This is a genomic window from Burkholderia sp. NRF60-BP8, assembly GCF_001522585.2.
Classification (GTDB): domain Bacteria; phylum Pseudomonadota; class Gammaproteobacteria; order Burkholderiales; family Burkholderiaceae; genus Burkholderia.
The window spans coordinates 218953-243248 of sequence record NZ_CP013374.1 but is presented as its reverse complement, the minus strand read 5'-3'; the positions used below and the strand labels follow the sequence as shown (position 1 = coordinate 243248).

The following is a 24296-nucleotide window of genomic DNA, read 5'->3' as shown; positions in this document are numbered from 1 at the left end:
GGCGGTCGGTCACTGCTGCGCGACGACCGATTGGCGGTAGACCACCTTCTCGTACGGCTGGACTTCCCGCTGGCCGTCCGCATCGAACGCAATCGCGCCGGTCACGCCGGTATACGACTTGCCCAATGCCGCGAGCGCCGTGCGAATCTTCGCCGGGTCGACGGACTGCGCGCGGCCGATCGCCGCGGCGGACAACAGCGTCGCGTCGTACGCATAGCTGCCGAACGCTGAGCGCGGCGCCTCGTTGTATGCGGCCTGATAGGCGCTCGCATACGCTTTCGCGCCCGCGCCGAGCGCGGCGACTTCGAGGCCGATCTGGCCTTGCGCGATCTGCGCGGGCGTGTCGCTCGTGCACATCGTCAGGTAGATGCCGTACCACGGATGCTGGTTGAGCCGCATCTCGAATGCCTGCCGGTTCAGCGTCGCGGCCTCCTGGCCATAGGCGCTGTAGACATACGCGTCGGGCTGCGCGCGCGATGCCTGCTCCAGTTCGCGGCGATAGGTCGATTGCCCTTCCGTGTAGAGCACGGTCGACACCACCGTGCCGCCGAGCGCCTCGAAACGCTTCTTGAATTCGCCCGCGATGCCCTGGCCGTAGCCGTTGTTCGGCGCGATCAGCGCGATGCGGCGCAGCTTGCGGGCGTACACGTCCTGCGCGGCGAAGCGCGCGGACAGGTCGTCCAGCCCGATCACGCTGAACGAGCCCGCGCCGATCTTGCGCACCTGCTGACTCGACGAGCCGATGTTGATGTGCACGTCGCCCTGACGCACCAGGAACTGTCCGACCGGAATCGTCACCGACGACGAGAACTCGCCGAGCACGACCGGCACGTGTTCGACGGTCGCGAGCTTGCGCGCGGCGTCGAGCGCGGTATTGGCCGAGCCGCCCGAATCCTCGATGCGCACGGCGAGCTTCTGACCCAGCACGCCGCCTTTCGCATTGATTTGCGCGACGGCGAGTTCGATGCCGCGCCGCTGGTCTTCGCCGATGGACGCACTCGCGCCCGTCAGCGGCAGCACCGCGCCCACGCTGATGTCAGCCTGCGCAGCGCCCGACGCAAGCGCACCGAGCGCGATCCAGACACCGACACTCCACTGACTTGCCTTCATCTTCGTTCTCCCGTCGCATGGTCGGCCGCACGGTTGGCGGCATGGTTTGATATACAGAAGTGTCGACAGAATCACAGATCAAAAATCGTTTGCAAATAAATTTTCAAGTCGCTGAGAGGAATTGCGGAATTCTTGTCTGAAGCAGAAAAATCGCCCTGTTTTCATGCATTTATGCACGACGATAAAGAGCATGGATAGTCGTGGTGCACGGGCGCGCCAATCTGGCGCAATGGCGAATATTTCTGAAAAAAGTGTATACAGAGGTGAATTGCAGTGCTTAAATCAGCCCAACTCGACACGACTCCCGGAGGGCTGTCAGATGGTGGAGATCAAGCGATACGGCGCAGGTGAACGGATGAGCCAGCTGGTGGTCGCGGGCGGGCTGGCTTTCGTCGCCGGGCAGGTGGCGGACGACACGTCGCTCGACGTTGCGGGGCAGACCCGGCAGATTCTCGACAAGATCGACCGGCTGCTCGAAAGCGCGGGGCTCGACAAGCGCCGGATCGTGTCAGCGAGCATCTGGCTGGCCGACTATCGCAGCTTCGCCGAGATGAACAGCGTGTGGGACGCATGGGTGCCGCAGGGCGAGCCGCCGGCACGCGCGTGCGTCGAATCGAAGCTCGCGTTTCCGCAGTACACGGTCGAGATCGCGGCGATCGCCGCGAGCTAGGACCAGGACAGGAGAACCGGACGATGAAGACGATCGTGCTCGGCGGCGGCATCGTCGGCGTGACCACTGCGTATTTTCTCGCGAAGGCGGGCGACGAGGTGACGGTGATCGAACGTCGCGACGGCGTCGCGCTCGAAACGAGCTTCGCGAACGCGGGGTTGATCGCGCCGGGCCATTCGTATACCTGGGCATCGCCGCGCGCGCCCAGGATTCTCTTCAAGTCGCTGTTTGCCGACGGCCAGGCGCTGCGGCTCAAATGGACGCCCGACTGGCGCATGTGGGCCTGGTGCGCGCTGTTCCTGCAGAACTGCACGGCCGAGCGCTCGCGGCGCAACACGTCGATCAAGGTGCGGCTGTGTCGCTACGCGCAGCAGCGGCTTCAGCAGGCGACGCGCGACGAACGGCTCGAGTACGACCGGACGAGCGGCGGGCTGTTGTACCTGTATCGCGATCCGGCGTCGTTCGAGCGGGGCGTCGCGAACATGCGGATTCTGACCGACAACGGCCTGCCGCTCGACATCCTGGACGCGCGGGCCACCGTCGAACGCGAGCCGGCGCTGCGCCACGCGGCGGCCGGGATCGCCGGCGCGATCCATTGCCCGAGCGACGAGAGCGGCGACGCGCACCTCTTCACGCGCGCGCTCGCCGAGCGCTGCCGCGCGCTCGGCGTCGAATTCCGCTTCGGCGCGTCGATCGACGGCGTGCGCGCGAGCGCCGATGCGATCGACTATGTCGAGACGTCGCAGGGCCGCGTGACCGGCGATCGATACGTGCTCGCACTCGGTGCGTACTCGCCGTTCGTCGCGCGCACGCTCGGCTACCGGCTGCCGATCTATCCGGTCAAGGGGTACTCGGTCACGCTGCCGATCGGCGACACGCACGAGCCGCCCGCGCTCGGCGGCGTCGAGGAGAACCAGCTCGTCGCATGGGCGCGCTTCGGCGACCGGCTGCGGCTGACGGCGACCGCCGAGTTCAGCGGCTACGACACCACGCATTCGCCGCACGATTTCGCGCACATGCTCGCGACCGCGCAGGCACTGTTCCCGAACGGCGCGGACTACGCGAAGCCGTCGTACTGGGCCGGGCTGCGGCCGATGACGCCGGAGGGCACGCCGATCATCGGCGCATCCCGGCACCGCAACCTGTTTTTCAACACCGGCCACGGCCATATGGGCTGGACCATGTCGTGCGGCACCGCGAAGATCGTGGCGGATCTGATCCACGGCAAGCGGCCCGACATCGACATCACCGGGATGACCCTGCAATGAGCGAACTTCTGTCACCCTCCGAGGCGTCCGATCCGGGCGTCGGCGCCTACGCCCGCTTCGATTTCTCGCTCGACGCCGGCATCGCGCGGCGCGCGGCGATCGGCCTCGTCGTGCTGGCGACCGATCATACGATCGAATACGAGTGGCGGCGTCTGCTCGCGATCGATGGCGTCGCGTTCTACGAAAGCCGGATCGCGAATTCGGCCGAGATCACGGCCGAGACGCTCGCGCAGATGGACGGCGGGATCTGCGCCGCGGTTGAATTGATCCGGCCGGGCGAGCGCCTCGACGTCGTCGCATTCGGCTGCACGTCGGCGTCGATGGTGCTGGGCGAGGAGCGTGTCTTCGAGCGCATCCGCGAGGCGCGGCCCGGCGTCGCGTGCACCACGCCGATCACCGCGGCGCGCGTCGCGCTGACGGCGCTAGGCGCGCGAGGCGTCGCGCTGCTGACGCCGTACGAACGCACGATCAACGATGCGATGGCCGCGTACCTGCGCGCGCGCGGCGTCGATATCGTGCGGGTCGGCTCGTTCGAGCACCGCGACGACAACGAGGTCGCCCGGATCGAGCGCGCATCGATCGAGCATGCGGTGCTGACGCTCGCCGCCGATCCGGCCGTCGATGCCGTGTTCGTGTCGTGCACGAGCCTGCGTATCGTCGATGCGCTGGCCGACATCGAGGCGCGCGCAGGCAAACCCGTATTGTCGAGCAATCACGCGCTCGCCTGGCACGCGCTGCGGCTCGCGGGCATCGACGATCCCGTGCCGGGCTTCGGCAGCTTGCTGATGCGCTGACGCATGGCTCGTGCATGCAACAAGACGCGCGCGGGCGAAATGCCGGTGGATAATGACGCGCGGTGACAACAGGTGGAACCAGGAGACGAGATGTCGACTTCCGTTATGGCTGGCCGGGAGACCGCGGCGCCGATGCGCACGGGCCTCACGGTCAACGAGATTTACGAGCAGTTGAAACAGATGGCCGTGCTGTACGAGATCCGGCCGGGCGAACGGTTCAACGAACTGGAGCTCGCCGAGCGCTTCAACGTGAGTCGTACGCCGATTCGCGAGGCACTGAACCGGCTCGTTGCCGAAAACCTGCTGGTGTTCGTGCCGAACCGCGGTTTCTTCATTCGGGAACTGGAGGGGAAGGATGTGTTCGATCTGTTCGAATTGCGTCGCTCGATCGAGACGACCGCGGTGATGCTCGCGTGCGAGCGCGCATCGGACAACGACATCAAGGCGCTGCGACGCTTCTGGAAGCAGGTGATGAAGAATGCCGCGCGGATGTCGTCGTCGGAGCTGGTCGTCAAGGACGAGGAGTTTCACCTGGAGCTGGCCGCGTTGTCGGGCAACGCCGAGATCGGCCGGGTACTGCAAGGGATCAACGCACGGATTCACTACGTGCGCTGGGTCGATGTCGATCAGCGACGCAACGAGGCGTTTACCGAGCATCTCGAGATTCTCGACGCGCTGGCGGAACGCGATGCGGCACGTTGCGCGGCGCTGACCGACACGCATATCCGCTGGCGGATGGAGGAGATCACGCGCGTCGTCCAGGCAAGCGTCGTCAAGCTGTACGCAAGATAAAACAAGACCGGCCGTGGATTTTGCGACGCTCGCACGCAGCATGCGAGCGGGCAGCGCGGGCCGGTCGACGAGACAAGCAGTCGTGCAAAGGAGGACGGGCCGCCCGGATCGACCGGCGCGGCGCATCGCTACTTGATCGTCACGAGGTGCCGTCATGACACACGGTACGTTGGTCACGCTGTACAAGCCGTCCGCAGCGCAGATCGAGCATTTGCTGACCTTGCCCGCGAAAAGCCCCGCCGTCGTCGCGGTCGACAATTCGCCCGTCGCCGATCGTGCGCTGTATGCACGGCTCGCCGAAGGCGGCGTCGACGTGATCGCGAATCACAATCGCGGCGGTATCGCCGGGGCGTTCAACGCCGGCGTCGAATTCCTGATCGGCCGCGGCTGCGACGTCTTCTTCATCTTCGATCAGGATTCTTACGTTCCGGACGACTATTTCGACCGAATGCTGGCCGGTTGCGCACGGGTGGGCGACAGCCGTTTCCTGGTCGGGCCGCGGATCTTCAACCGCAATTTTCAGCGCGACCTGCCGTTGTTCACGGTGCGCCGCTGGTCCGCGCAGATCACGCCGATCCACGGCGGCGCGCATGGCCTGCTGTCGTGTTCGGTCATCATCTCGTCGGGCACCGCGATCTCGCTCGACGCGTATCGCGCGCTCGGTCGCTTTCGCGAGGATTTCTTCATCGACCACGTCGACGCCGAATACTGCATGCGCGCGCAAGCGCACGGCGTGCCGGTGTGCGTCAACGCCGACGTGTCGCTGCCCCACGAACTCGGCAGCCCGTCCGCGCAGCAGCACTGGCCGCGTGTCGAAATATTCGACCAGAGCCCGCTGCGCCACTACTATGCGGCGCGCAACTGCATCCTCGTCGCACGCGACTACTGGCGGCGCTATCCGGCGATGCTGCTGATCAATCTCATCACGCTCAAGCACGTCGCGTTCGTGCTGCTGCATGCGCGCAACAAGCGTCTGAAGCTGAAGGCGATCTATTGCGGCGTGACGGACGGGCTTCGAGGACGGTACGGGCGCGTGTGACGCGTGATTGATCGTGGTATTGGCGCATGACCCACGCGCCATTAAATTCGGATAACTTATTACAAGAGAGGATTCCAGATGAGCTTGACCAAGCCGATTCACCGCCGCTATACGGGCGCGTTCTCCGTCGCGCCGACGATCTTCACCGAGTCGGGCGAGATCGACATGCCGGGCCAGAAGCGCTGTGTCGACTTCATCATCGACGCGGGAGCGGACGGCCTGTGCATCCTCGCGAACTACTCGGAACAGTTTTCGTTGACCGACGACGAGCGCGAGCGGCTCATCGCGGCGATCCTCGAGCACGTGGCGGGGCGCGTGCCGGTGATCGTGACGACCACGCATTTCAATCCGACGATCTGCGCGGCGCGCAGCCGCGCAGCGCAGGCGGCCGGTGCGGCGATGGTGATGGTGATGCCGCCGTACCACGGCGCGACGATCCGTTGCGGCGAGGCCGCGATCGAGCAGTTCTATGCAACGCTCTCCGACGCGATCGCGATTCCAATCATGTACCAGGATGCGCCGATGAGCGGCACGCAGGTATCGGCCGCGTTTCTGGCGCGCATCGCGCACACGATTCCGAATCTGCGCTATTTCAAGATCGAGGTGCCGCAGTCGGCGGCGAAGCTGCGCGAGCTGATCGCGCTCGGCGGCGATGCGATCGAAGGGCCGTTCGACGGCGAGGAAGCGATCACGCTGCTCGCCGATCTCGATGCGGGCGCGACCGGCAGCATCCTCGGCGGCGGCTACCCGGACGGGCTGCAGCCGATTCTCGCCGCGTATCTGGCCGGGCAGCGTGACGACGCGGTCGCGCGCTATGAGCAATGGCTGCCGTTGATCAATTACGAGAACCGTCAGGCCGGCCTGCTGGCGGCGAAGGCGCTGATGAAGGAGGGCGGCGTGATCGCATCGGACGCGCCGCGCCGTCCGCTCGCGCCGCTGCATCCGGCGACGCGCGCGGGCCTGATCGAGATAGCGCGACGGCTCGACGCATTGGTGCTGCGCTGGGCACGCTGACGCGGCCGCCGCGCGGCACGACGTTCCGATTTCCGCCGCAGCCGGTGCGCACGACGCGTACGGGCGGCCTTCGCACGCGATAACCCAACCAAGGAACCCGAAGAATGAGCATGCCGACGATACGCGCGGTTCGCGCGCTGACGGTGCGTGGTGGCGGTGCCGACTATCACGATCAGGATACCGGTCACTGGATCGACGACCACATTGCGACGCCGATGTCGCGCTACCCCGAATACCGGCAGAGCCGCCAGTCGTTCGGTATCAACGTGCTCGGCACGCTCGTGATCGAAATCGAGGCCAGTGACGGAACGGTCGGGTTTGCGGTGACGACCGGCGGCGAGATCGGCGCGTTCATCGTCGAGCGGCATCTCGCGCGCTTCATCGAAGGGCAGCGCGTGACCGACATCGAGAAGATGTGGGATCAGATGTTCTACGCGACGCTGTACTACGGACGCAAGGGCGTCGTACTCAATGCGATTTCCGGCGTCGATCTCGCGCTGTGGGACCTGCTCGCGAAGGTCCGGCGGGAGCCCGTGCATCAGTTGCTCGGCGGCAAGGTGCGCGACGAGCTCGAGTTCTACGCGACCGGTGCGCGGCCCGATCTCGCGAAGGAGATGGGCTTCATCGGCGGCAAGCTGCCGTTGCATCACGGCCCGGCCGAAGGAGAGGTCGGTCTGCGCCGCAATCTCGAGGCGCTGGCCGAGATGCGTTCGCGCGTCGGCGCCGATTTCTGGCTGATGCTCGACTGCTGGATGAGTCTCGACGTGCCGTATGCGACGCGGCTCGCGCACGAAGCGCACGCACTCGGTTTGAAATGGATCGAGGAATGCCTGCCGCCCGACGACTATTGGGGCTACGCGAAGCTGCGCCGCGACGTGCCGCGCGGCATGCTCGTCACGACCGGCGAGCACGAAGCGACCCGCTGGGGCTTCCGGATGCTGCTCGAGATGGAGTGCTGCGACATCATTCAGCCGGACGTGGGTTGGTGCGGCGGGCTCACCGAGCTGATCCGGATCTCGGCGCTCGCCGACGCGCGCGGCGTGCTGGTGATTCCGCACGGCTCGTCGGTCTACAGCTACCACTTCGTCGCGACGCGGCACAACAGCCCGTTCGCCGAATTCCTGATGATGGCGCCGCAGGCGGATCGTGTCGTGCCGATGTTCGATCCGCTGCTGCTCGACGAGCCGGTGCCGGTCGGCGGACGGATGAGGGTGCCCGACACGCCCGGTTTCGGCGTGCGCCTGAATCCGGACGTGCGCATGCAGCGCCCGTACGAACACTGAGCGCGCGCAGGCGTGCACTCGCATCGTGAGGCCGGCCGGCTCGCACGGCGGCGGCCGCTGCCGAACGCGTGATGGTCGAGAGGGAGGAGGGCGCAATGACGAAGTTGCTCGAGGACAGGATCGTCGTCGTGACGGGCGGATCGCGCGGGATCGGCCGCGCGATCGCGTTGGCGTGTGCGCGGCATGGCGCCGACGTCGTCGTGAACTACTGGACCAACCCGCTGCTGCCTGCGCAGGCCGATCACGAGATCGACGCGCTCGTCGACGCGGTCCGCGCGACGGGGCGCGATGCGCTGGCCGTACCGGGCGACGTCGCGCAGCCCGACACGGCCGGCGCGCTCGTCGCGGCCGCGGTCGAGCGATTCGGCCGGATCGACGTGCTGGCGAGCAATGCCGGAATCTGCCCGTTCCACGGCTTTCTGGACTTGCCGCCCGAACTGCTGCAAAGAACGATGGCAGTGAACCTGCACGGCGCGTTCTACATGACCCAGGCCGCCGCACGTCAAATGGCCGCGCAAGGGCACGGCGGCGCGATCGTCGCGACCAGTTCGATCAGCGCGCTGGTCGGCGGCGGCATGCAGACGCACTACACGCCGACCAAGGCCGGCGTCCATGCGCTGATGCAGTCGTGCGCGGTTGCGCTCGCGCCGCACCGGATTCGCTGCAATTCGGTGCTGCCCGGCACGATCCGCACCGAAATCAACGACGACGATCTCGCCGCGCCCGGCAAGACCGAGTACTTCGAGCGCCGGATTCCGCTCGGCCGCCTCGGCGAGCCGGACGACGTCGCCGACTGCGTCGTGTTTCTCGCGTCCGACATGGCGCGCTACGTGAATGGCGCCGCGCTGCTCGTCGACGGCGGCATGTACGTGAACCTGCAATGACACCGCGAGGCATGGGCATGGAAACGATCGCCTTCAGGATGCGCCTGCACCCCGGCAAGCAGGACGAATACCGGCGCCGGCACGATGCGATCTGGCCGGAACTGGCCGACGCGCTTCGTGCAGCAGGTATTTCGGACTACTGGATCTTTCTCGACGACGACACCCATCACCTGTTCGCCGTGCTCAAACGGCCGGCCGATCACCGGATCGCGCAACTTGCCGAAACGGATGTGATGCGTCGCTGGTGGGCGTACATGGCCGACCTGATGGCGACCGGACCGGACGGACGTCCGGTGGAGAAAGCGCTGGCGCCGATGTTTCATCTGGAATGAGACCGGCCCGTTCGACGGATCGGCAGCGCTCGACGTGTGCCGACCCGTCGCAGCGAATCGTCGTGTCGCATGAACTCACGGAGCTCACATGCAGGTTGTCGATCCCCATGTCCATTTCTGGGACGCCGACGCGCTGAGTTACGGCTGGCTCGATCGCGCCCAGCCGGCGTTCTCCGGCGCGGTGGCGGATTTGCCTCGTCGCTACCTGCCTGCGGACCTGCGCGCGGACGCCGGCGCGGATCTCGACGTGCTGAAGGTCGTGCATGTCGAGGCGATCCACGATGCGTGGACGACGCCGAGCGAAGTCGACTGGCTGCAGGCGCTTGCCGACGCGCCGGCGAGCGGCGGGATGCCGGACGGCATCGTCGCCGGCGTCGACCTGTTCGCGCCGGACGCACGCATCCGGCTCGCCGACGCGGCGGCGCATCCGAACGTGCGCGGCATCCGGCAGGTGCTGAACCGGCATCCGGACCCCTGGTACAACTACGTCGACGTGGACTATCTGGCCGAGCCGCGCTGGCGCGAGCACTTCGACATGCTGAGCGAGTTCGGTTTGTCGTTCGACCTGCAGCTGTACCCGGCCCAGGTCGGCGCCGCGCTCGCCGTCATCGATGCGCACCCGGACACGCCCGTGATCGTCAATCACACGGGTATGTTCGTCGACCGGAGCAGCGTGCACGGCTGGCGCGAATGGCGCGACGGACTGCGCGGGCTCGCGCGGCGCGCGAACGTGACGATGAAGCTGTCCGGGCTCGCGATGTTCGACCATCGCTGGTCGGTCGAGAGTTTCCGCCCGTACGTGCTGGAGGCGATCGACGTGTTCGGCGCGGCGCGCTGCATGTTCGCGTCGAATTTCCCGGTCGATCGGCTCCATGCCGGCTATCCAGCGCTCTGGCACGCCTATGCGGAGATCGTCGCCGGCGCCCGCGACGATGAGCGCGACGCACTGTTCGTCCACAATGCGCTGCGAATTTACCGGTTGTGACCCACGTGCCACCGTGAACGTCAACGGACGTGCAGTGCGCGCGTCGTCGCTCGGCGTGATTTGCACCGCGCCGCAACGCGCGCGTCCGCCGGTTCCGACGGGCCGCGAGCAGCAGGGCGGCCGACGAGATCGATGCGGCTGTCCAGGCGCCGGCCACACTGCCCGACGTCGAGCGGTGCTGGCCGGCGCTTCTCCGGAGCTTGCCCGCTTTAACCGCGCAATGCAGTCGCGACGACGCTCGCCAACGGCGTCGTGGGTCGACCGATCAGTCGCGCGAGGGCGCCGCCGTCGTCGAACAGCGCACCGCGCGACGCGGCCACGTCGGCATCGGCGAGGATGCCGGCAAGCTCGGGCGGCAACCCGGCGCTCGTCAGCGCGTCTGCATAGGCGTCCTGCGCAAGATCGTTGTAGACGACGGTCTTGCCGGACTGCCGCGAAACCTCCGCGGCCAGCTGCGCCAGCGTGAACGCATCGTCGGCCGCGAGTTCATACGTTTTTCCTGCGTGACCGTCCGTCGTCAGTACCACGGCTGCCGCCTCGGCATAGTCCTTCCGCGCGGCGGAAGAGAAGCGCCCCGCCTTGGCGGCCCCGATGAACGCGCCGTGCTCGAGCGCCGCGGGAAGGGCCATCAGGTGGTTCTCGGTGTACCAGCCATTGCGAAGGATGACGGCGGGGAGGCCCGACGCCGCAATGACTTCTTCCGTCTGCCGATGCTCGATCGCAAGCCGGGCAGGCGAAGTGTCCGCGTGCAGCATGCTCGTATAGGCGAGCAACGAGACGCCGGCCTGTCCGGCCGCATCGATCACCGCGCGATGCAACGGCACGCGGCCGGCGACTTCGGTCGACGAGATCAGCAGGAGCTTGTCGACACCGACGAACGCGCTGGCGAGCGTTTCAGGCCGCTTGTAGTCGGCCTCGCGCACCACCACGCCACGCGCCTCGAGGTCGCGCACCTTCGCGGGATCCCTGACCGCCGCGACGATCCGGTCGGCCGGCACGGTTTCAAGCAATGCGTCGATCACAAGGCGCCCGAGTTGCCCGGATGCTCCCGTTATTGCATACATGTTCGTTCTCTCCGTGTATCGGTAGGTGAGGTTCCAAGTGTAGGGATGAAGGTTTCCATTGGAAACCACCTATCCATCGGTTACCATCATTTTCAAGTAACCAAATGGAAACCTCGGTGGGACGACGATGGGCTTGAGAATGCGAAAGAAGGTGGAGCCGCTGCCCGGCTGTCCGATGTCGAAATGCATGGCGTTGATCGGCGGCCTGTGGACGCCCGAACTGATCTGGTGCCTGAGCAACGGCCCGCGCCGGTTTTCGGAGTTGCGGCGCGACAACCCGACCATCACCGCGAAGGTGCTGACCGGCAGGTTGCGTGATCTCGAGGAGCGGGGCGTGATCCGGCGAAGCGTGTTGCCGACGTCGCCGCCGTCCGTCGAATACGAATTGACGTCGCTGGGCAGGGAACTGCTGCCGGCGATTACGTCGATCGTGGAGGTCGGGTCGCGTCTGCTGCTTCGCGACCGGCCGCGCTAGCCATTCGCGACGGGGCCGAGAGGCGGCGCTTCAACGAGATGGGTTGAGGAAATCGCGGGCGCTCGGGAAACGATTTCACGCGACGCATTGCCCGCCGGGCGAAGCAATAGCCTGAAGACGAACGGGCTTGGCGCGCTTTGCCTCTTCTTCGTCGGCGCTTTTGAAAATTGAGCGTCCCGCGGATTCAGTTCGTCTCCCCGGACCTGCTGGGCGCGGAAGGACGCCGGCCATGCTGAAGAGGACGTGCATGACGTTGGCGAGACCGGCACCGGGACCGCACAGCCCACGATCATCACAAGCGGGTCGCGGCTCAACGGCCCGGCCAGCAGCCGGCTCGCGGCAATCGATCCGCACGATCGCGCCGACGCAACGCTTTACGCGTCTTTCAGCCAGGGCATTTCCACGGGCGACACGACCAGTTGCCGGAATTCGCGCTTCAGATCGAAGATGAATCCGACGAGGATCATGGAGTCGGCGTAAGGAATGGGAAAGACATGCGGATTTTCCGGCGTACGCAGCGGACGATCGGGGGTGTCCGCCGTTGCCGCGGCATTCTCGCGAACGCTTTCCAACTCGTCGGCCATGGCCACGCCACTCACTTGCAGCACGCGGCTGCGCAGGTCGCTGAAGGGCTCGATGCGCGCAGCGTCTTCGTGATATTCGGGCACTTCGTAAACGAACCAGGACATTGTCGTCTCCCATGAGAAGGGGCGCTATTCTAACGCTACGCGAGAATCCACCGAAAATCGAGGCCGCCCACTTCTCCAAGCCTATCCACGAGCCCCGCGAGGTCATCGCATCTCGACCGGAGCGCAGCAACGTCACACTTCGGATAATGTCTGATGCGCCGCGCGAACAACCGCATCGACCGTAATGTCGAACTTGTCGTACACGTCCTTGATTTTCCCGGACTCGCCGAAGCTGTGCATGCCGACGAACCGGCCTGCCGGACCGAGGTACCGCTCCCATCCCAGTTCGACCGCCGCCTCGACCGCGACCCTCGCGGGAGAAGCGCCCAGCACGGCCCGCTGGTAATCGCGTGGCTGTTCCTCGAACAGCAGGCGGCACGGCATCGATACGACGGCCGTCGGCACGCCTTCGTGCTGCAGGACGTCGCGCGCCTGGACGGCGAGATCGACCTCCGAACCTGTCGCGAGCAACGTGAGTTGGCGCGGTCCGCCATCGGCCTCCCGCAAAATATACGCACCGCGTGCCGACTTGTTTTCGTTTCCAGGCTCGTTGCGCAGGAGCGGGACCGGCTGTCGCGACAATGCGAGGAGGGCAGCCCGGCGGGGCTGTTCGAGAATCAGTTCCCAGCACTCTGCCGTCTCGACTGGATCGGCCGGCCGATAGACGGCGAGTTGGGGAATGGCCCGAAGGGCGGCAAGGTGTTCGACGGGTTGATGAGTCGGACCGTCTTCTCCGAGACCGATGGAATCGTGCGTCATCACGAAGATGGACCGCACCCGCATCATCGCGCTCAACCGGATCGCCGGTCGACAGTAGTCCGAAAAACAAAGGAACGTGCCACCGTACGGAATGAGGCCGCCATGAAGAGCAATGCCGTTCATGGCGGCGGCCATGCCGTGTTCGCGGACGCCGTAATGAAGGTATGAACCGTTGAACCGGCCGGGCTCGATCGCGATTTGCTTCTTCGTCTTCGTATTGTTGGACTGCGTAAGATCCGCCGAGCCGCCCAGCAATTCCGGAATCGCGTCGACGAGACGATCGAGCACTTCACCGCTGGCCTTGCGGGTGGCCATTGCACTGCCACTGACGATAAACGCCTGCCGTGCCGCCTCGATCGCCGCCTTCCAGTTATCCGGAAGCCTTCCGGCATTGCGCCGGTCGAATTCGGCACGCAGCGCGTGCGGCGCCTGGCGGACCCGCTCCTCCCATGCGAGTCTCGTCTTGCGGCCGCGCGCCCCGATTTCTCGCCATGCTTTCAGCAGATCATCCGGAATTTCAAACGGCGGCGAATGCCAATCGAGGGCCTGGCGTGCGCCCGCGATTTCATCCTCGCCCGGGGCGTCGCTATGGGCTTTCTCGGTTCCAGCCTTCGTCGGAAAGCCGAATCCGATGACCGTCCTGCATGCGATCAAGGTCGGTCGATCATGCGTCGTCCGGGCCGTCTCGATAGCGTTCCGTATCGCGTCCGTGTCGTGGCCGTCGATTTCCAGGACGTGCCATCCCGCCGAGTGAAAACGCTCGATCTCGTTGTCCGAGACCGCGAGCCTGGTGGTGCCGTCGATGGAAATAGAATTGTTGTCCCAGAACGCGATCAGTCGGCCCAACCGGAGATGGCCGGCCAGCGAAATGGCCTCGTGGCTGATGCCTTCCATCAGGCAACCGTCACCGAGAAATACGTACGTGTAGTGATCGACGAGATCGTCGCCGAAGTGTGCATTCATGACGCGCTCGGCCAACGCCATGCCGACGGCGTCCGCGATGCCTTGACCGAGGGGACCGGTAGTCAGTTCGATTCCATCGGCGTGCGAGTACTCCGGATGACCGGGTGTCTTGCTGCCGACTTGCCGGAACCGCTTCAGCTCGTCGATGGTCATGCCCGAATAGCCCGTCAGATAGAGCAGGCTGTAGAGGAGCATCGACGCGTGTCCGTTGGAAAGCACGAACCGGTCTCGGTCGATCCAGTGAGGGTCCGATGCATCGAATTGCATGAACTCCTTGAACAGGACCGTCGCGACGTCAGCCAACCCCATTGGCGCACCAGGATGGCCGCTGTTGGCTTTCTGGACTGCATCCATGGCGAGGAAGCGGATACAGTTCGCCAGCGCGCGCAGATGGGGGGCTCGTGGGGACGGCACCGCTTTCGCAGTCGTCCCGGAATTTGCGGTGGGATCGCTCATCGGTTCTCCTATGTTGGCTGGGGAAAGATGAGGCGACGGTGCAATATGCATACCTTCTCGGCGATGGCGAGGATATGGGGAGATGTTCGAAGCGTTTGCCTTCGACTTAATCGTTGATGGGGTGCGCGTCCCCGTCATTGCCTGGATGCAACGTGTCGGGAAGGATGTCGACCTCGTCTCGGTATCCACACGAGATCCACGCCAACTGCCCCTGCTTTACTAGCGGTTCAGTTCGATTCAGCCCGCCGCGCGACCAGCTCGACGCATGCGAAACTTAACGCAGCGTCCGGGATGGGTCGACCACCACACTATGTCCCCAAAGCAGAAAGAGATGGAGCAGGCGCTAAAAGGCATTCTGGATTGGTAACGGGCCGTGACCTATCAACGCCACGCACTGCGGACGTGCAACGAATAGGTAGGCCGGTAGGCTAATCTGGTTTTTCTGGCACTTGCCGCACGGATGGGCGGCCCGCCCAGAAGCGGGCGGCCTAACCGCGAGGAGCGAAGCGGGACCGCGCCTAGGCACGGCGACAGACCGCGCAAAGAAGTCCGCAACTGCTTCGCTCAATGCAGGTCAGGCGGTTCGTAGTGAACCCCGAATTGCTCTGCCAGTTGCGCGAGCCGCCGATCGCGCGTCCAGAGTCGGGTGTTCGGGGTCAACAGCACCGATGCAAGCAGCGTGCAATCCACGGCACCGCATCCGCGCCCATACAGCCGTTCCCGCTCGATCCAGTCCGCTACTTCGCCTGGCGTCGCGCGGCGCGTTTGGCGCAATAACGCGAGATCTCCCAGCGTTCGTGCCCGCGGTTCGGGCGGCGTCCCGCACGTGAGCTCAAGCATCACCAGTGGATGTGTAAGGACGTTATCGACGCTCAGAAGTTGGATAAGCGCTGGTAGTGACCGCCGGAAATGCTCGACCCACACGGACGTGTCGACCAACACACTCATCGGGCAATGACCTCAGGAGCGCGGCGCGGGACATCTGCCATGTCGGGCGCGCGACCGCCCAGGGCGGCCAGGCGTTGACCGGCCTGGACGCGCACGAAGGTTTCAAGTGCCGCCCGGAATAGCTCGGCCGGCGGAATGCCAGGTTCGGCGAGTTCGAGTGCGCGCGCATAGAGAGCGTCGTCGACGGTGACGGTGGTACGCATGATGGCTCCTTTGATGCTTTTCCGCATCAATTTTAGCATCAATTCAACAGCGATTCAGTCATTGATAAGCGAATCACCAATCGGCCTGAAGTGGGGACGTGACGCTTTCGCCAAGGAGATCCGACTACGGTGGCGTTAGAAGTTGGCGAACGTCGCTGGCGCACACATGGGCAACCGTTTCGATCTGTATGCTCACACCAAGGCGGGTGTGAGGTGTCGTCAAGCATGTCGTGCCACCACGATAATTGTGTAATGGGCTGCTGCACAAATTACCGGCACTGGAAAGCCGTTGCGACCGAAGGCTTATTTGTATTATTTCGGCGTCGCCGGAAACCGACATGCTTGCCTAGTCCGGACTGTAACTTTTAACTCCGACCCTAATAAAACGATAATAGGTATTATGTCAAACAAAAACTATCGACTTGGGATCGACTGCCGGGACGCAATTCTCCCGCCGAAAACTTATCAGATCGATTCGGTCCTTCAGGCGGTATCACCGGTCGGCGACGTCGCCGACAGCAGATCAAGACTCGCATGCGGATTCCGCGCAACTGCAGAATGTGCTGAAGGAGTCCCGGTCAGTTGGGTAGTTCGCTATCGACGATGAAGTTGCCATTCGTATAGCGATACTGCCGAGCAAGAGGTTCTGGTTTCCCGTAATTCGCCCAGCGAATACGGAAGCCGTCTCCCCCCTCGGTCCACGCGATCGCAAGATAGGGAGACTTGTTCCCCGAATCGGTGAACAAGTCGATGTTGTCGATGCAGCTCTGCACCAGCGTCGAGTAGATGGGTTCTGCACGTTTGCCATCCAAGCGAAGTACATAAAGCGTTCCTTCCTCGCCGGCCCCGCAGTAGCCCATTGGATTGTCGCTGGACGATTGATTGATCACCACCATGAGGAATTCATGGCCATCGATCACTCGGGAGCGCGCCGCGGGAAATGCGACGCTCGATGACGCCATCAATGCACGCCGTATCGCGCCAGGAACCTCCAGGGTCCGCACCTTGCCATGCCGGGCGTCGGTCACCACCAGCCGGTGTGCATGTTCCTGCACAATCGGTCCCGTGCTCAGTTGTACAAACTGCGGTTCCGGTGTTTGTGCCATCGCGACGGCACTGAAAGCGCCGAGGACCACTCCACATAATGCTCTCTTAATTGTTCGCCATGTGGTCTGCATAACAGATACCCGAATAGATCGAGGCGTGTTCATCGGAACGACCTGACTTCCCACTTTTGTACGTGTTTGGTCATCTGTGTCATGCCGTACCCGTTACGCTGGTGATGCTACAAGATTTTCACGGCGGACGAGCATGAACAGATCGTTCTGCACGCGTGTAACGCGCCAATCCACACTGACGTTCGTTTGGCGGCCAACTCGCGCCGGTCGGTTTGCGATCGTTCCCTGTCGTTCACCGGGTCCTATGGCGATAGCCGAAGCGGGTCGCCGCGCCCCGAACATCCCGGCGAGACCTGCGGCCGGCAAGCGTCAACCGATGCGACGTCGACGCCGCCACCCGGGAAGCCGGCTTCCTGAACGAGCCGACAACGCGTTATATTCTGGTCCCAGGCAGGACCATTCCGGACCCTCCCGCCATCGCCGCCCTTCCCTACGCGCTTCTTCACCCCGAGAGAACGATAAAAATGGACCACGCGCAGTATTTCAACCAAAGCTCGATCCAGGCCGCGAATCTTCGCCTGCACTATCTATCGCAGTTGCTGCGCGAGCAGACGGGCTCGATCGTCCAGTACGGCATCCTGCGCGGGTTTCCGATCGGCTTCAGTCATTGGGCGGAAGTCGCGGTCGGCGGCTATCTGCTCGGCACCTACGAGATCGCCGTTTGCGCGATCCTGGAAGCGCTCGGATCGCCTGAAAAGGTGCTGGTCGATCTCGGGGCCGCCGACGGCATTTTCGGCATCGGCCTGGTCAGGAACAACGTCTTTGCGCGCAGCCTGTGCTTCGAGATGGACGAGCAACGCCGCCACGCGATCCAGCACCGCGCCGCGGAAATGGGGCTGGCAGACCGCGTCGCCGTCTACGGCAAGGCCGATCGCAACCTGCCCGCGATCCTGTCGGAGCACGGCGGGGAGCCGGCCGGGCGGGTCATCCTGTGCGATATCGAAGGCGCCGAGTTCGACCTGTTCGACGACGCGTTGCTGGAGCAACTCTCCGGCAGCCACGTCATCGTCGAAATCCACGACTTCCTGCTTGCCGACCCGGAGCAAGCCGCCCGCGCATTCGATGAATTGAGTCAGCGCGCGAGCAAGTACTTCAACGTGTACGAGATCCGCGACGGGCTGCGGGACATTCGCAACATCCCGTTGCTGCGACACTGGTCGGACTGGGACGCATGGCTGATGTGCGTCGAGGCGCGCTACCGGATGATGCGGTGGCTCTGGCTCGAGCCGAAAAGCCAGCCGCGACGCTCCGATCAGGACATCGATCGCCTGATCCTCGACTACCAGCGCCGGATTTTCGCCGTGTGACGGACGCGCGCGGCGTGTATCCGCCGCGGCGGCCGCAACGTCACGACCGGGTGCATCCGGGCGAATCGCCGCCCGCTCGAACGAACGCGCGCTGACGATGGATGTGGACGGTAGCGCCTATCCGATTGCATCGTCGCCGGACAACGCCTGCGCCATCTCCGATATCGGCCTGCTCCAGTCACCCAATGTCGCTTGCCGATACAACTGCATCGACCGGTACCACGGCGTGTCCCGATGGCAGTTGGACCAACGCTCGTCGCACGCCGCCGACAGCAGTACCCACACTGGCCGTCCGAGCGCGCCGGCGAGATGGGCAGGCCCCGTATCCACCGTGATCAACAAATCGAGCGCATCGAGAATGACGGCCGTGTCGCCGAAATCGCTCAGCTCCTCACTGATGACGCCAATGCCATGTTTATCGAGCACCGCATATTCGTCGTCGGTGATCTTGCCGAACTGCAGCGCATGGAAGCGGCTCTCGGGCGCACCGAATAACGGCGCGAGTTGCGCCAGCGGGATCGATCGATAGGGCTCGTGGCGCACCGAGGTACCGCTACGCCAGATCAGGCCTATCTCGCGAACGCCGTGGCGTCGATTTTTGAAAATGTCGGCAACCCGCGCCGTCATTTCCCGTCCGGCCGGTGCCTGCAAGTAGGAATCGGTGTAGCTGGGAAAGTATGGCGTCGCCTGATAGCGCACGAAGAGGTCGAAGGTACAGATGACGCAATCACTTTGGTCGATTGCACTGCGGGCATCTTCTACGACGGTGATCCAATCCCATGCGGAAAATATCGCCGCCAGCGTGTTCGGTGCCTGCAACACGACAGCCTGTGCCCCTTCGTCCCGCAAGAGATGCAAATACCGAGAAAACATGATCACGTCGCCCAGCCCGCCCTCCTGAACGACGAGGACACGCTTTCCCGCGACCGATTCGTCGAATCGCAGAAGCTTGCCGACGATTTTTTCGTACTCGACGGTATCGCTTCGATAGATGTTGGAAACGATACCGGCTCGGCTCCAGGTATCGCGCAGCCGTCGGCTCAGGGCGTGGGCTTCGCGAAAACGACCTTGAGCGTATTGCGAGATCGCGAGTTCGACCTGCACGATTCTGAGATCCGGCTCGTGATCAAGTTCGGCGACGGCCTGAGTCAATAGCGTTTCGGCCTGCGAAAAAAGGCCGAGATAGTTCATGTCGATGCCGATCTGCGCGCGAAAGAATGGCGCTTCGATACGATCCGCGAGCTCCTTCGTCAGTCGAATCGCTTCCTCCGCGTGGCCCGACAACCTGAGCGCGCGACCTAGCGCGAGTCCGGTGCTCGCGGACTTCTCACGAAGGTAGGCGTTGTATGCAACGTCGAGCCCGAATTGATCGCTTGTCAATTTATCCCCGCATGGAATTCCGGTGATTCGGTTTCTATATACGATCGAGTTTTATTTTGGGCGCCGTCGGCACGACGACGTATCGCGGTCGCCATTTCCGGTATCGGCCACCACCACGCGATTCACCCGTACCGGCGCGTGCGGTCGCGGGCTGCCGGAAATATGCCGATTGCGCGCGCAACCTCAATCCGCGAACGCGACAGGAAGACGGCCGGCCGTCGGCGGCATGCCGCTATGACGTCGCGGTCACTTGCCGAACCTTACACTTTGCCCGCGCGACATAAAAGCCCTCCGCCCGGGAACATTTGTCAAATAACTTGAATGACCGACAACGGGCCGACGATTTCCCTTAACATCCGCCGTCATGTCGACTCACGTCGAACACGATCGACCGATCGTCGGGCATCGGCTATCGATCGTTCTCTATTGGACGCCCGCCCGGCACCGCTTTCATCCGCACCCCAGGACCGATCATGTTCCAGACTCCGGGAGATTCCTTCGTCAACGGCTCGCTGCTGGGCCTGTGCATCGAGGTGCCGATTGCCGTGCTGGTTTCGCTGGCCATGCACGGTATCGACTGGAACGGCCCGCGCGTCGCGATGCTCGTCGCCACGCCCGTGCTGATCGCGTGCGTTGCGCTGCTGACCCGTCCGGTCGCATTCAGCACGGTATGGAAGCACAAGCGCTCGCCCTTCGAGCTCGACGACAATCTCCGTGCATCGATCTACGGCCGGCTCTGCGGGATCGCGCTCGGCGTGGTGTTCGGCATCATGGTCGCGACGACGTTCTCCTGATCCGGTCGCCCGAACCGTCCGACAAAACCCGCATCGCCACTGATCGGCAAGCGCTTCCCGTTTCCTCGCGCCACCCCGCCGCAGCCAGCGGATCGAACGACGTATCCCACAACGGCGCGACACGGGCCGGGCCGTTCAACACGCCGATGCGGGCAAACAGGCCCGCTCCCGCTCTACCCACGTTTCGCGGAATCGATATGCGAACGTGCGTAGCGCATCGGTCGGCCCTCGCCTAGCGGGGCGTTGCGTAAACGCATCGTCACGAGAACGACGGGTGTTGCGTACATCGAACGATTTCATCGATCGATATGACCGCGCACGTGCCTTTTCGGCACGCAACGTTCGCGGTCCGCGCGATGCGTTCGCCGCAGCAGGCATGCCGGACGAGATCGCGGCGCACATGCCGGGCCGACGGCAACGCACATTACAAATCGGCCGCGCAGCGATTTACAAACCACGGATCGGCCGTTCGTCGGCGCGTTCGTCGTCAATAGCATCGTGATCCTCACAAACGTATTGATAACAACAGAGGATGGTCATGATCAAAAAAACGGTAGCGCTGGGTTTGGTTTCGATCGGTTCGGTCAGCGCGCATGCGCAGAGTTCGGTGACGTTGTACGGCGTGGTCGACGCCGGCATCGCGTATACGAACAACCAGGGCGGCGCGAGCAACATCCAGCAGACGAGCGGCAAGCTGAGCGGCAGCCGCTGGGGCCTGAAAGGCGCGGAGGATCTCGGCGGCGGCCTGCAGGCGGTCTTCACGCTGGAAAGCGGATTCCGGCCGAGCGACGGCGGGCTCGGCCAGGGCGGCCGCCTGTTCGGCCGATCCGCGTACGTGGGCCTCGGCAAGCAAGGCCTCGGCACGCTGACGTTCGGCCGTCAGTACGAGCCGATCACCGATCTCGTCGCGCAGTACTCGGGGGCGGGTTTCTGGTCGCCGGCCACGCACGTGGGCGACAACGACAACATGAACCAGAGCTTCCGGCTGAACAACGCGGTGAAGTTCCGCAGCGACGCGATCGCCGGCTTCACGGCCGACCTGCTTTATGCATTCAGCAACCAGGCCAATGGCGGCGCGGGCACCGGATTCTCGAACAACAACGCGTGGGGTGCATCGGCGAACTACGTGAACGGCCCGCTGTCGATCGGCGGCGGTTATGTGCGATTCAACCATCCGAATGCGACGTCGAATACGAGCGGCGCGGTGGGCGGCGCGACCTCGACCACCGGCAACGACTACAGCGGCGCGTTCTTCTACGGGCTGAACGGCGGCGTACTGAAGCAGCAGATCGGCGCGGCGGGCGCGAACTACGCGCTCGGCCGCACGACGCTCGGCTTCGCATGGAGCCACACGCAGCTCGACTATCTCGACGGCTCGTCGCGCAAGTTCAACAACTACGACGTGAACGCGCGCTACCAGATCACGCCAGCGGCGACGCTGATCGGCGTCTATACGTTTACCGACGGGCGCGCGAGCGGCTTGCCGGGCACGCGCGGCCAGACGCTGAAGCCGCGCTGGCACCAGTTCACGCTCGGGTTCGACTATGCGTTGTCGAAGCGCACCGATATCTACGTGTCGGGGATCTACCAGCTCGCGGCCGGCGATGCGAGCACCGCGACGTCGGGCGGCTATCGCAAGATCGCGGCGATCTCGAACATCGGCAGCGCGTCGTCGACGAACCGCCAGCTTGCGTTCGTCAGCGGGCTGCGCGTGAAGTTCTGACGGCGCCTGCATCGGGCGCGGCGCGACAAGCACGATGCGCAAGGCTGCAATCGTTGTTTGCCGCGCCGTGCCCGGTTGCCGAAAATGCTCGCTTCCCTGCGCGCGGCTCCCGTACGCGACATGCGTTCGACCACGACCGATTCCCGTTTTCCTCGCCGTATAGGGACGGGGCGCCCCTGGCGCACGTGAGAAGCCGGTTTCAGGTTGCGTGATGCATGCGACGCGACCGACCGCGCCCGGGCCCGTCAGTGCTGGATGCCCCAGCGCCGCACGGTCGCGCGTTCGAGCGTATCGAACACGAGGTTCTCGATCAGCAGCCCGATCACGATGACGGCCGCCAGACCCGCGAACACGCGATCCGTATACAGCTCGTTGCGGTTCTGGAAGATGTACCAGCCGAGGCCGCCCTGCCCCGCGCTCGCGCCGAACACGAGTTCGGCCGCGATCAGCGTGCGCCATGCGAAGGCCCAGCCGACGCGCAAGCCGGACAGGATCGACGGCAGCGCGGCCGGCACGAGAATCAGCGCGATCTGGCGCAGCCCCGTGAGCCCGTAGTTGCGCCCGGCCATTTTCAGCGTGGCGGGCACGCCGGCAAAGCCGGTATACATGCTGAGCGCGAGCGGCCACAGCACCGCATGCACGAGCACGAACAGCAGGCTGCCGGTGCCGAGCCCGAACCACAGCAGCGCGATCGGCAGCAACGCGATCGACGGCAGCGGATTGAACATCGACGTGAGCATCGTCAGCAGATCGCGGCCGATGCGCGTGGATACCGCAAGCGACGTCAGCGCGAACGCCAGCAGCACGCCCAGCGCATAGCCGCGCAGCAGCACCGACATCGAGATACCGGTCTTGACCAGCAGTTCGCCCGACTCGATGCCTTGCACGAACGCGGCCAGCGTCGCGCCGAAAGTCGGGACGAGCAGATCGTTCGCGACGATGCGCGCGACGATCTCCCATGCGGCGATCAGCACGAGCGCGATGACGCTGCGGCGAAACCACGCGGCGCCGCCGATGCGGCGCATGAGCGGCGCCGGCGCCGCGCGCTCGGCGTCGGGCAGCGCGTCGAGCGTGCGCGTGTATTCGGCTCGCACGGGCGGCAGCGGCGGCAGGAGGGGATCGAGCGTACTCACGATGCGGCGTCCTCCGTCGTCGGTGCGTGGGGTGCGTCGGTGTCGAACAGCAGGCGATGGATCCGCGCGACGTTGTCGCGGAAGTCGCCGGTGTCGACGTCGTCGAGCGAATGCTCGTGACTGTTGAGTTCCGCCCGCACGCGGCCCGGATGCGGCGACAGCAGCAGAATCCGGTTGCCGACCACGAGCGCCTCCTCGATCGAATGCGTGACGAACAGCAGCGTGAAGCGGAATTCGTCCCACAGCCGCAGCAGTTCCTCCTGCATCTTGCGGCGCGTGAGCGCGTCGAGCGCGGCGAACGGCTCGTCCATCAGCAGCACGCGCGGCTGCATCGCCAGCGCCCGTGCAATCGCGACGCGCTGTTTCATGCCGCCCGACAGCGTATGCGGATAGGCGTCCGCAAACGTGCCGAGGCCGACCTTGTCGAGATAGTGCAGCGCGCGCTCGCGTGCTTCGGCGCGCGACAGCTTCGCGGCGGTGCGCAACGGAAACGCGACGTTCTCGACGACCGTCTTCCACGGCGGCAACTGGTCGAATTCCTGGAACACGACGATGCGGTCCGGCCCCGGCCCGCGTACCGGCCGGCCGTCGAGCGCGATCGAACCCGAGACGGGCTCGATGAAGCCGGCGATCGCCTTCAGCAGCGTCGACTTCCCGCACCCCGACGGGCCGAGCAGCACGAAGCGGTCGCTGCCGTACACGTCGAAGCTCACCCGATGCGTCGCGCGAACGATCCGCGCGCCGCTGCGGTATTCGAGGCTGACCTCGTCGATGGCGAGCAGGCGTTCGCTGTGCGTACCGGCGGGTGCGACGCCCGCCGCGGGCCGCCCGGCGGCGCGTGTGTCGGGCGCGGCGGATGCGGCCGGCGACGCGCCGTCGCGCGCCGCATACGGCGGCAACCAGGTTCGGGGAGAAGTGGCGTTCACGATCGAATCTCTTGCGGGCAAAGCATCAACATACGGCCGGGCGTCGTGCGGACCAACCATCGATTGCGCATATCGAAACCGCGCCGACGCATAAGCGTCGATCGCGGCGTCGCAGCATCGGCGCCGC

25 protein-coding genes are annotated in these 24296 nt (G+C 64.7%); 15 read left to right on the top strand and 10 right to left on the bottom strand.

The genetic code is table 11. The annotated features are described in order from the left end of the window. Positions 1–9: 9 nt before the first annotated feature. Positions 10–1110, bottom strand: a complete 1101-nt coding sequence (locus WS54_RS30795) for an ABC transporter substrate-binding protein (RefSeq protein ID WP_059779893.1) — start codon at positions 1108–1110, stop codon at positions 10–12. Positions 1111–1429: 319 nt separating this feature from the next. Between WS54_RS30795 and WS54_RS30790 the strand changes: the two genes are divergently transcribed. The 10 genes from WS54_RS30790 (at position 1430) to WS54_RS30745 (ending at position 10171) form a co-directional block, all read left to right on the top strand. Further along, on the top strand, positions 1430–1780 hold the full coding sequence (locus WS54_RS30790) for a RidA family protein (RefSeq protein WP_179955230.1): 351 nt from the start codon (positions 1430–1432) through the stop codon (positions 1778–1780). Positions 1781–1803: 23 nt separating this feature from the next. After that, complete coding sequence (locus tag WS54_RS30785) at positions 1804–3048, top strand: D-amino acid dehydrogenase (RefSeq protein ID WP_059779895.1); 1245 nt, start codon at positions 1804–1806, stop codon at positions 3046–3048. Further along, complete coding sequence (locus WS54_RS30780) at positions 3045–3842, top strand: maleate cis-trans isomerase family protein (protein ID WP_059506131.1); 798 nt, start codon at positions 3045–3047, stop codon at positions 3840–3842. The genes WS54_RS30785 and WS54_RS30780 overlap by 4 nt, the downstream gene beginning before the upstream one ends. Positions 3843–3932: 90 nt before the next feature. After that, the gene (locus WS54_RS30775; RefSeq protein WP_034209154.1) at positions 3933–4634 is read left to right on the top strand and encodes a GntR family transcriptional regulator; all 702 of its coding nucleotides are present in this window, start codon (positions 3933–3935) and stop codon (positions 4632–4634) included. A gap of 154 nt (positions 4635–4788) precedes the next feature. Continuing rightward, the gene (locus WS54_RS30770) at positions 4789–5673 is read left to right on the top strand and encodes a glycosyltransferase family 2 protein (RefSeq protein WP_034209155.1); all 885 of its coding nucleotides are present in this window, start codon (positions 4789–4791) and stop codon (positions 5671–5673) included. 78 nt (positions 5674–5751) lie between these two features. After that, positions 5752–6687, top strand: coding sequence for a dihydrodipicolinate synthase family protein (locus tag WS54_RS30765; protein WP_052100410.1), 936 nt, complete (start codon positions 5752–5754; stop codon positions 6685–6687). A 104-nt stretch (positions 6688–6791) separates the two neighbouring features. After that, positions 6792–7970, top strand: a complete 1179-nt coding sequence (gene rhmD, locus WS54_RS30760; RefSeq protein ID WP_059779897.1) for an L-rhamnonate dehydratase — start codon at positions 6792–6794, stop codon at positions 7968–7970. Between the two features lie 95 nt (positions 7971–8065). After that, positions 8066–8854 (top strand): SDR family NAD(P)-dependent oxidoreductase, encoded by a 789-nt coding sequence (locus tag WS54_RS30755; protein ID WP_034209157.1) that lies wholly within the window; start codon positions 8066–8068, stop codon positions 8852–8854. A 17-nt stretch (positions 8855–8871) separates the two neighbouring features. Continuing rightward, entirely contained in the window at positions 8872–9186 is a 315-nt protein-coding gene (gene rhaM / locus WS54_RS30750; protein WP_034209484.1) for an L-rhamnose mutarotase, read from the top strand. Between the two features lie 88 nt (positions 9187–9274). Continuing rightward, positions 9275–10171, top strand: coding sequence for an amidohydrolase family protein (locus WS54_RS30745; RefSeq protein WP_059779899.1), 897 nt, complete (start codon positions 9275–9277; stop codon positions 10169–10171). A 209-nt stretch (positions 10172–10380) separates the two neighbouring features. Here the strand turns inward: WS54_RS30745 and WS54_RS30740 are convergent, their stop codons facing one another. Then, positions 10381–11235 (bottom strand): SDR family oxidoreductase, encoded by an 855-nt coding sequence (locus WS54_RS30740; RefSeq protein ID WP_059779902.1) that lies wholly within the window; start codon positions 11233–11235, stop codon positions 10381–10383. A 187-nt stretch (positions 11236–11422) separates the two neighbouring features. Between WS54_RS30740 and WS54_RS30735 the strand changes: the two genes are divergently transcribed. After that, positions 11423–11710, top strand: a complete 288-nt coding sequence (locus WS54_RS30735; RefSeq protein WP_236872845.1) for a winged helix-turn-helix transcriptional regulator — start codon at positions 11423–11425, stop codon at positions 11708–11710. 374 nt (positions 11711–12084) lie between these two features. Here WS54_RS30735 and WS54_RS30730 read toward each other — a convergent pair whose 3' ends face one another. The 5 genes from WS54_RS30730 to WS54_RS30710 all read right to left on the bottom strand — a co-directional run bounded on the left by WS54_RS30730 (position 12085) and on the right by WS54_RS30710 (position 16906). After that, positions 12085–12399 (bottom strand): hypothetical protein, encoded by a 315-nt coding sequence (locus WS54_RS30730; protein ID WP_034209161.1) that lies wholly within the window; start codon positions 12397–12399, stop codon positions 12085–12087. Positions 12400–12531: 132 nt separating this feature from the next. After that, complete coding sequence (gene tkt / locus WS54_RS30725) at positions 12532–14577, bottom strand: transketolase (RefSeq protein WP_059779903.1); 2046 nt, start codon at positions 14575–14577, stop codon at positions 12532–12534. Positions 14578–15141: 564 nt separating this feature from the next. Continuing rightward, positions 15142–15525, bottom strand: coding sequence for a type II toxin-antitoxin system VapC family toxin (locus WS54_RS30720; RefSeq protein WP_082725006.1), 384 nt, complete (start codon positions 15523–15525; stop codon positions 15142–15144). Further along, entirely contained in the window at positions 15522–15728 is a 207-nt protein-coding gene (locus WS54_RS30715) for a type II toxin-antitoxin system VapB family antitoxin (protein WP_059780000.1), read from the bottom strand. The genes WS54_RS30720 and WS54_RS30715 overlap by 4 nt, the downstream gene beginning before the upstream one ends. A 578-nt stretch (positions 15729–16306) precedes the next feature. Next, positions 16307–16906, bottom strand: coding sequence for a hypothetical protein (locus WS54_RS30710; RefSeq protein ID WP_159086715.1), 600 nt, complete (start codon positions 16904–16906; stop codon positions 16307–16309). A 464-nt stretch (positions 16907–17370) separates the two neighbouring features. On the opposite strand from WS54_RS30710, the gene WS54_RS30705 reads away from it, so the two are divergent. Next, complete coding sequence (locus WS54_RS30705; protein WP_059779907.1) at positions 17371–18213, top strand: hypothetical protein; 843 nt, start codon at positions 17371–17373, stop codon at positions 18211–18213. A 117-nt stretch (positions 18214–18330) separates the two neighbouring features. Here the strand turns inward: WS54_RS30705 and WS54_RS30700 are convergent, their stop codons facing one another. Continuing rightward, on the bottom strand, positions 18331–19593 hold the full coding sequence (locus tag WS54_RS30700) for a glycosyltransferase family 9 protein (protein ID WP_059779909.1): 1263 nt from the start codon (positions 19591–19593) through the stop codon (positions 18331–18333). A 473-nt stretch (positions 19594–20066) separates the two neighbouring features. Between WS54_RS30700 and WS54_RS30695 the strand changes: the two genes are divergently transcribed. The 3 genes from WS54_RS30695 to WS54_RS30685 all read left to right on the top strand — a co-directional run bounded on the left by WS54_RS30695 (position 20067) and on the right by WS54_RS30685 (position 22110). Next, positions 20067–20387: a hypothetical protein gene (locus tag WS54_RS30695; protein WP_034209167.1), complete on the top strand. Its 321-nt coding sequence runs from the start codon at positions 20067–20069 to the stop codon at positions 20385–20387. A 274-nt stretch (positions 20388–20661) separates the two neighbouring features. After that, a complete protein-coding gene (locus tag WS54_RS33815; protein WP_159086714.1) occupies positions 20662–20889 on the top strand; it encodes a hypothetical protein in 228 nt (75 codons plus the stop codon). Positions 20890–20925: 36 nt separating this feature from the next. Continuing rightward, the gene (locus tag WS54_RS30685) at positions 20926–22110 is read left to right on the top strand and encodes a porin (protein WP_034209485.1); all 1185 of its coding nucleotides are present in this window, start codon (positions 20926–20928) and stop codon (positions 22108–22110) included. 245 nt (positions 22111–22355) lie between these two features. On the opposite strand, the gene WS54_RS30680 is transcribed toward WS54_RS30685, so the two are convergent. Together WS54_RS30680 and WS54_RS30675 are read right to left on the bottom strand one after the other, a co-directional pair. Next, positions 22356–23243, bottom strand: a complete 888-nt coding sequence (locus WS54_RS30680) for an ABC transporter permease (protein ID WP_059779910.1) — start codon at positions 23241–23243, stop codon at positions 22356–22358. Continuing rightward, the gene (locus WS54_RS30675) at positions 23240–24229 is read right to left on the bottom strand and encodes an ABC transporter ATP-binding protein (RefSeq protein ID WP_059779911.1); all 990 of its coding nucleotides are present in this window, start codon (positions 24227–24229) and stop codon (positions 23240–23242) included. The genes WS54_RS30680 and WS54_RS30675 overlap by 4 nt, the downstream gene beginning before the upstream one ends. Positions 24230–24296 lie beyond the last annotated feature (67 nt).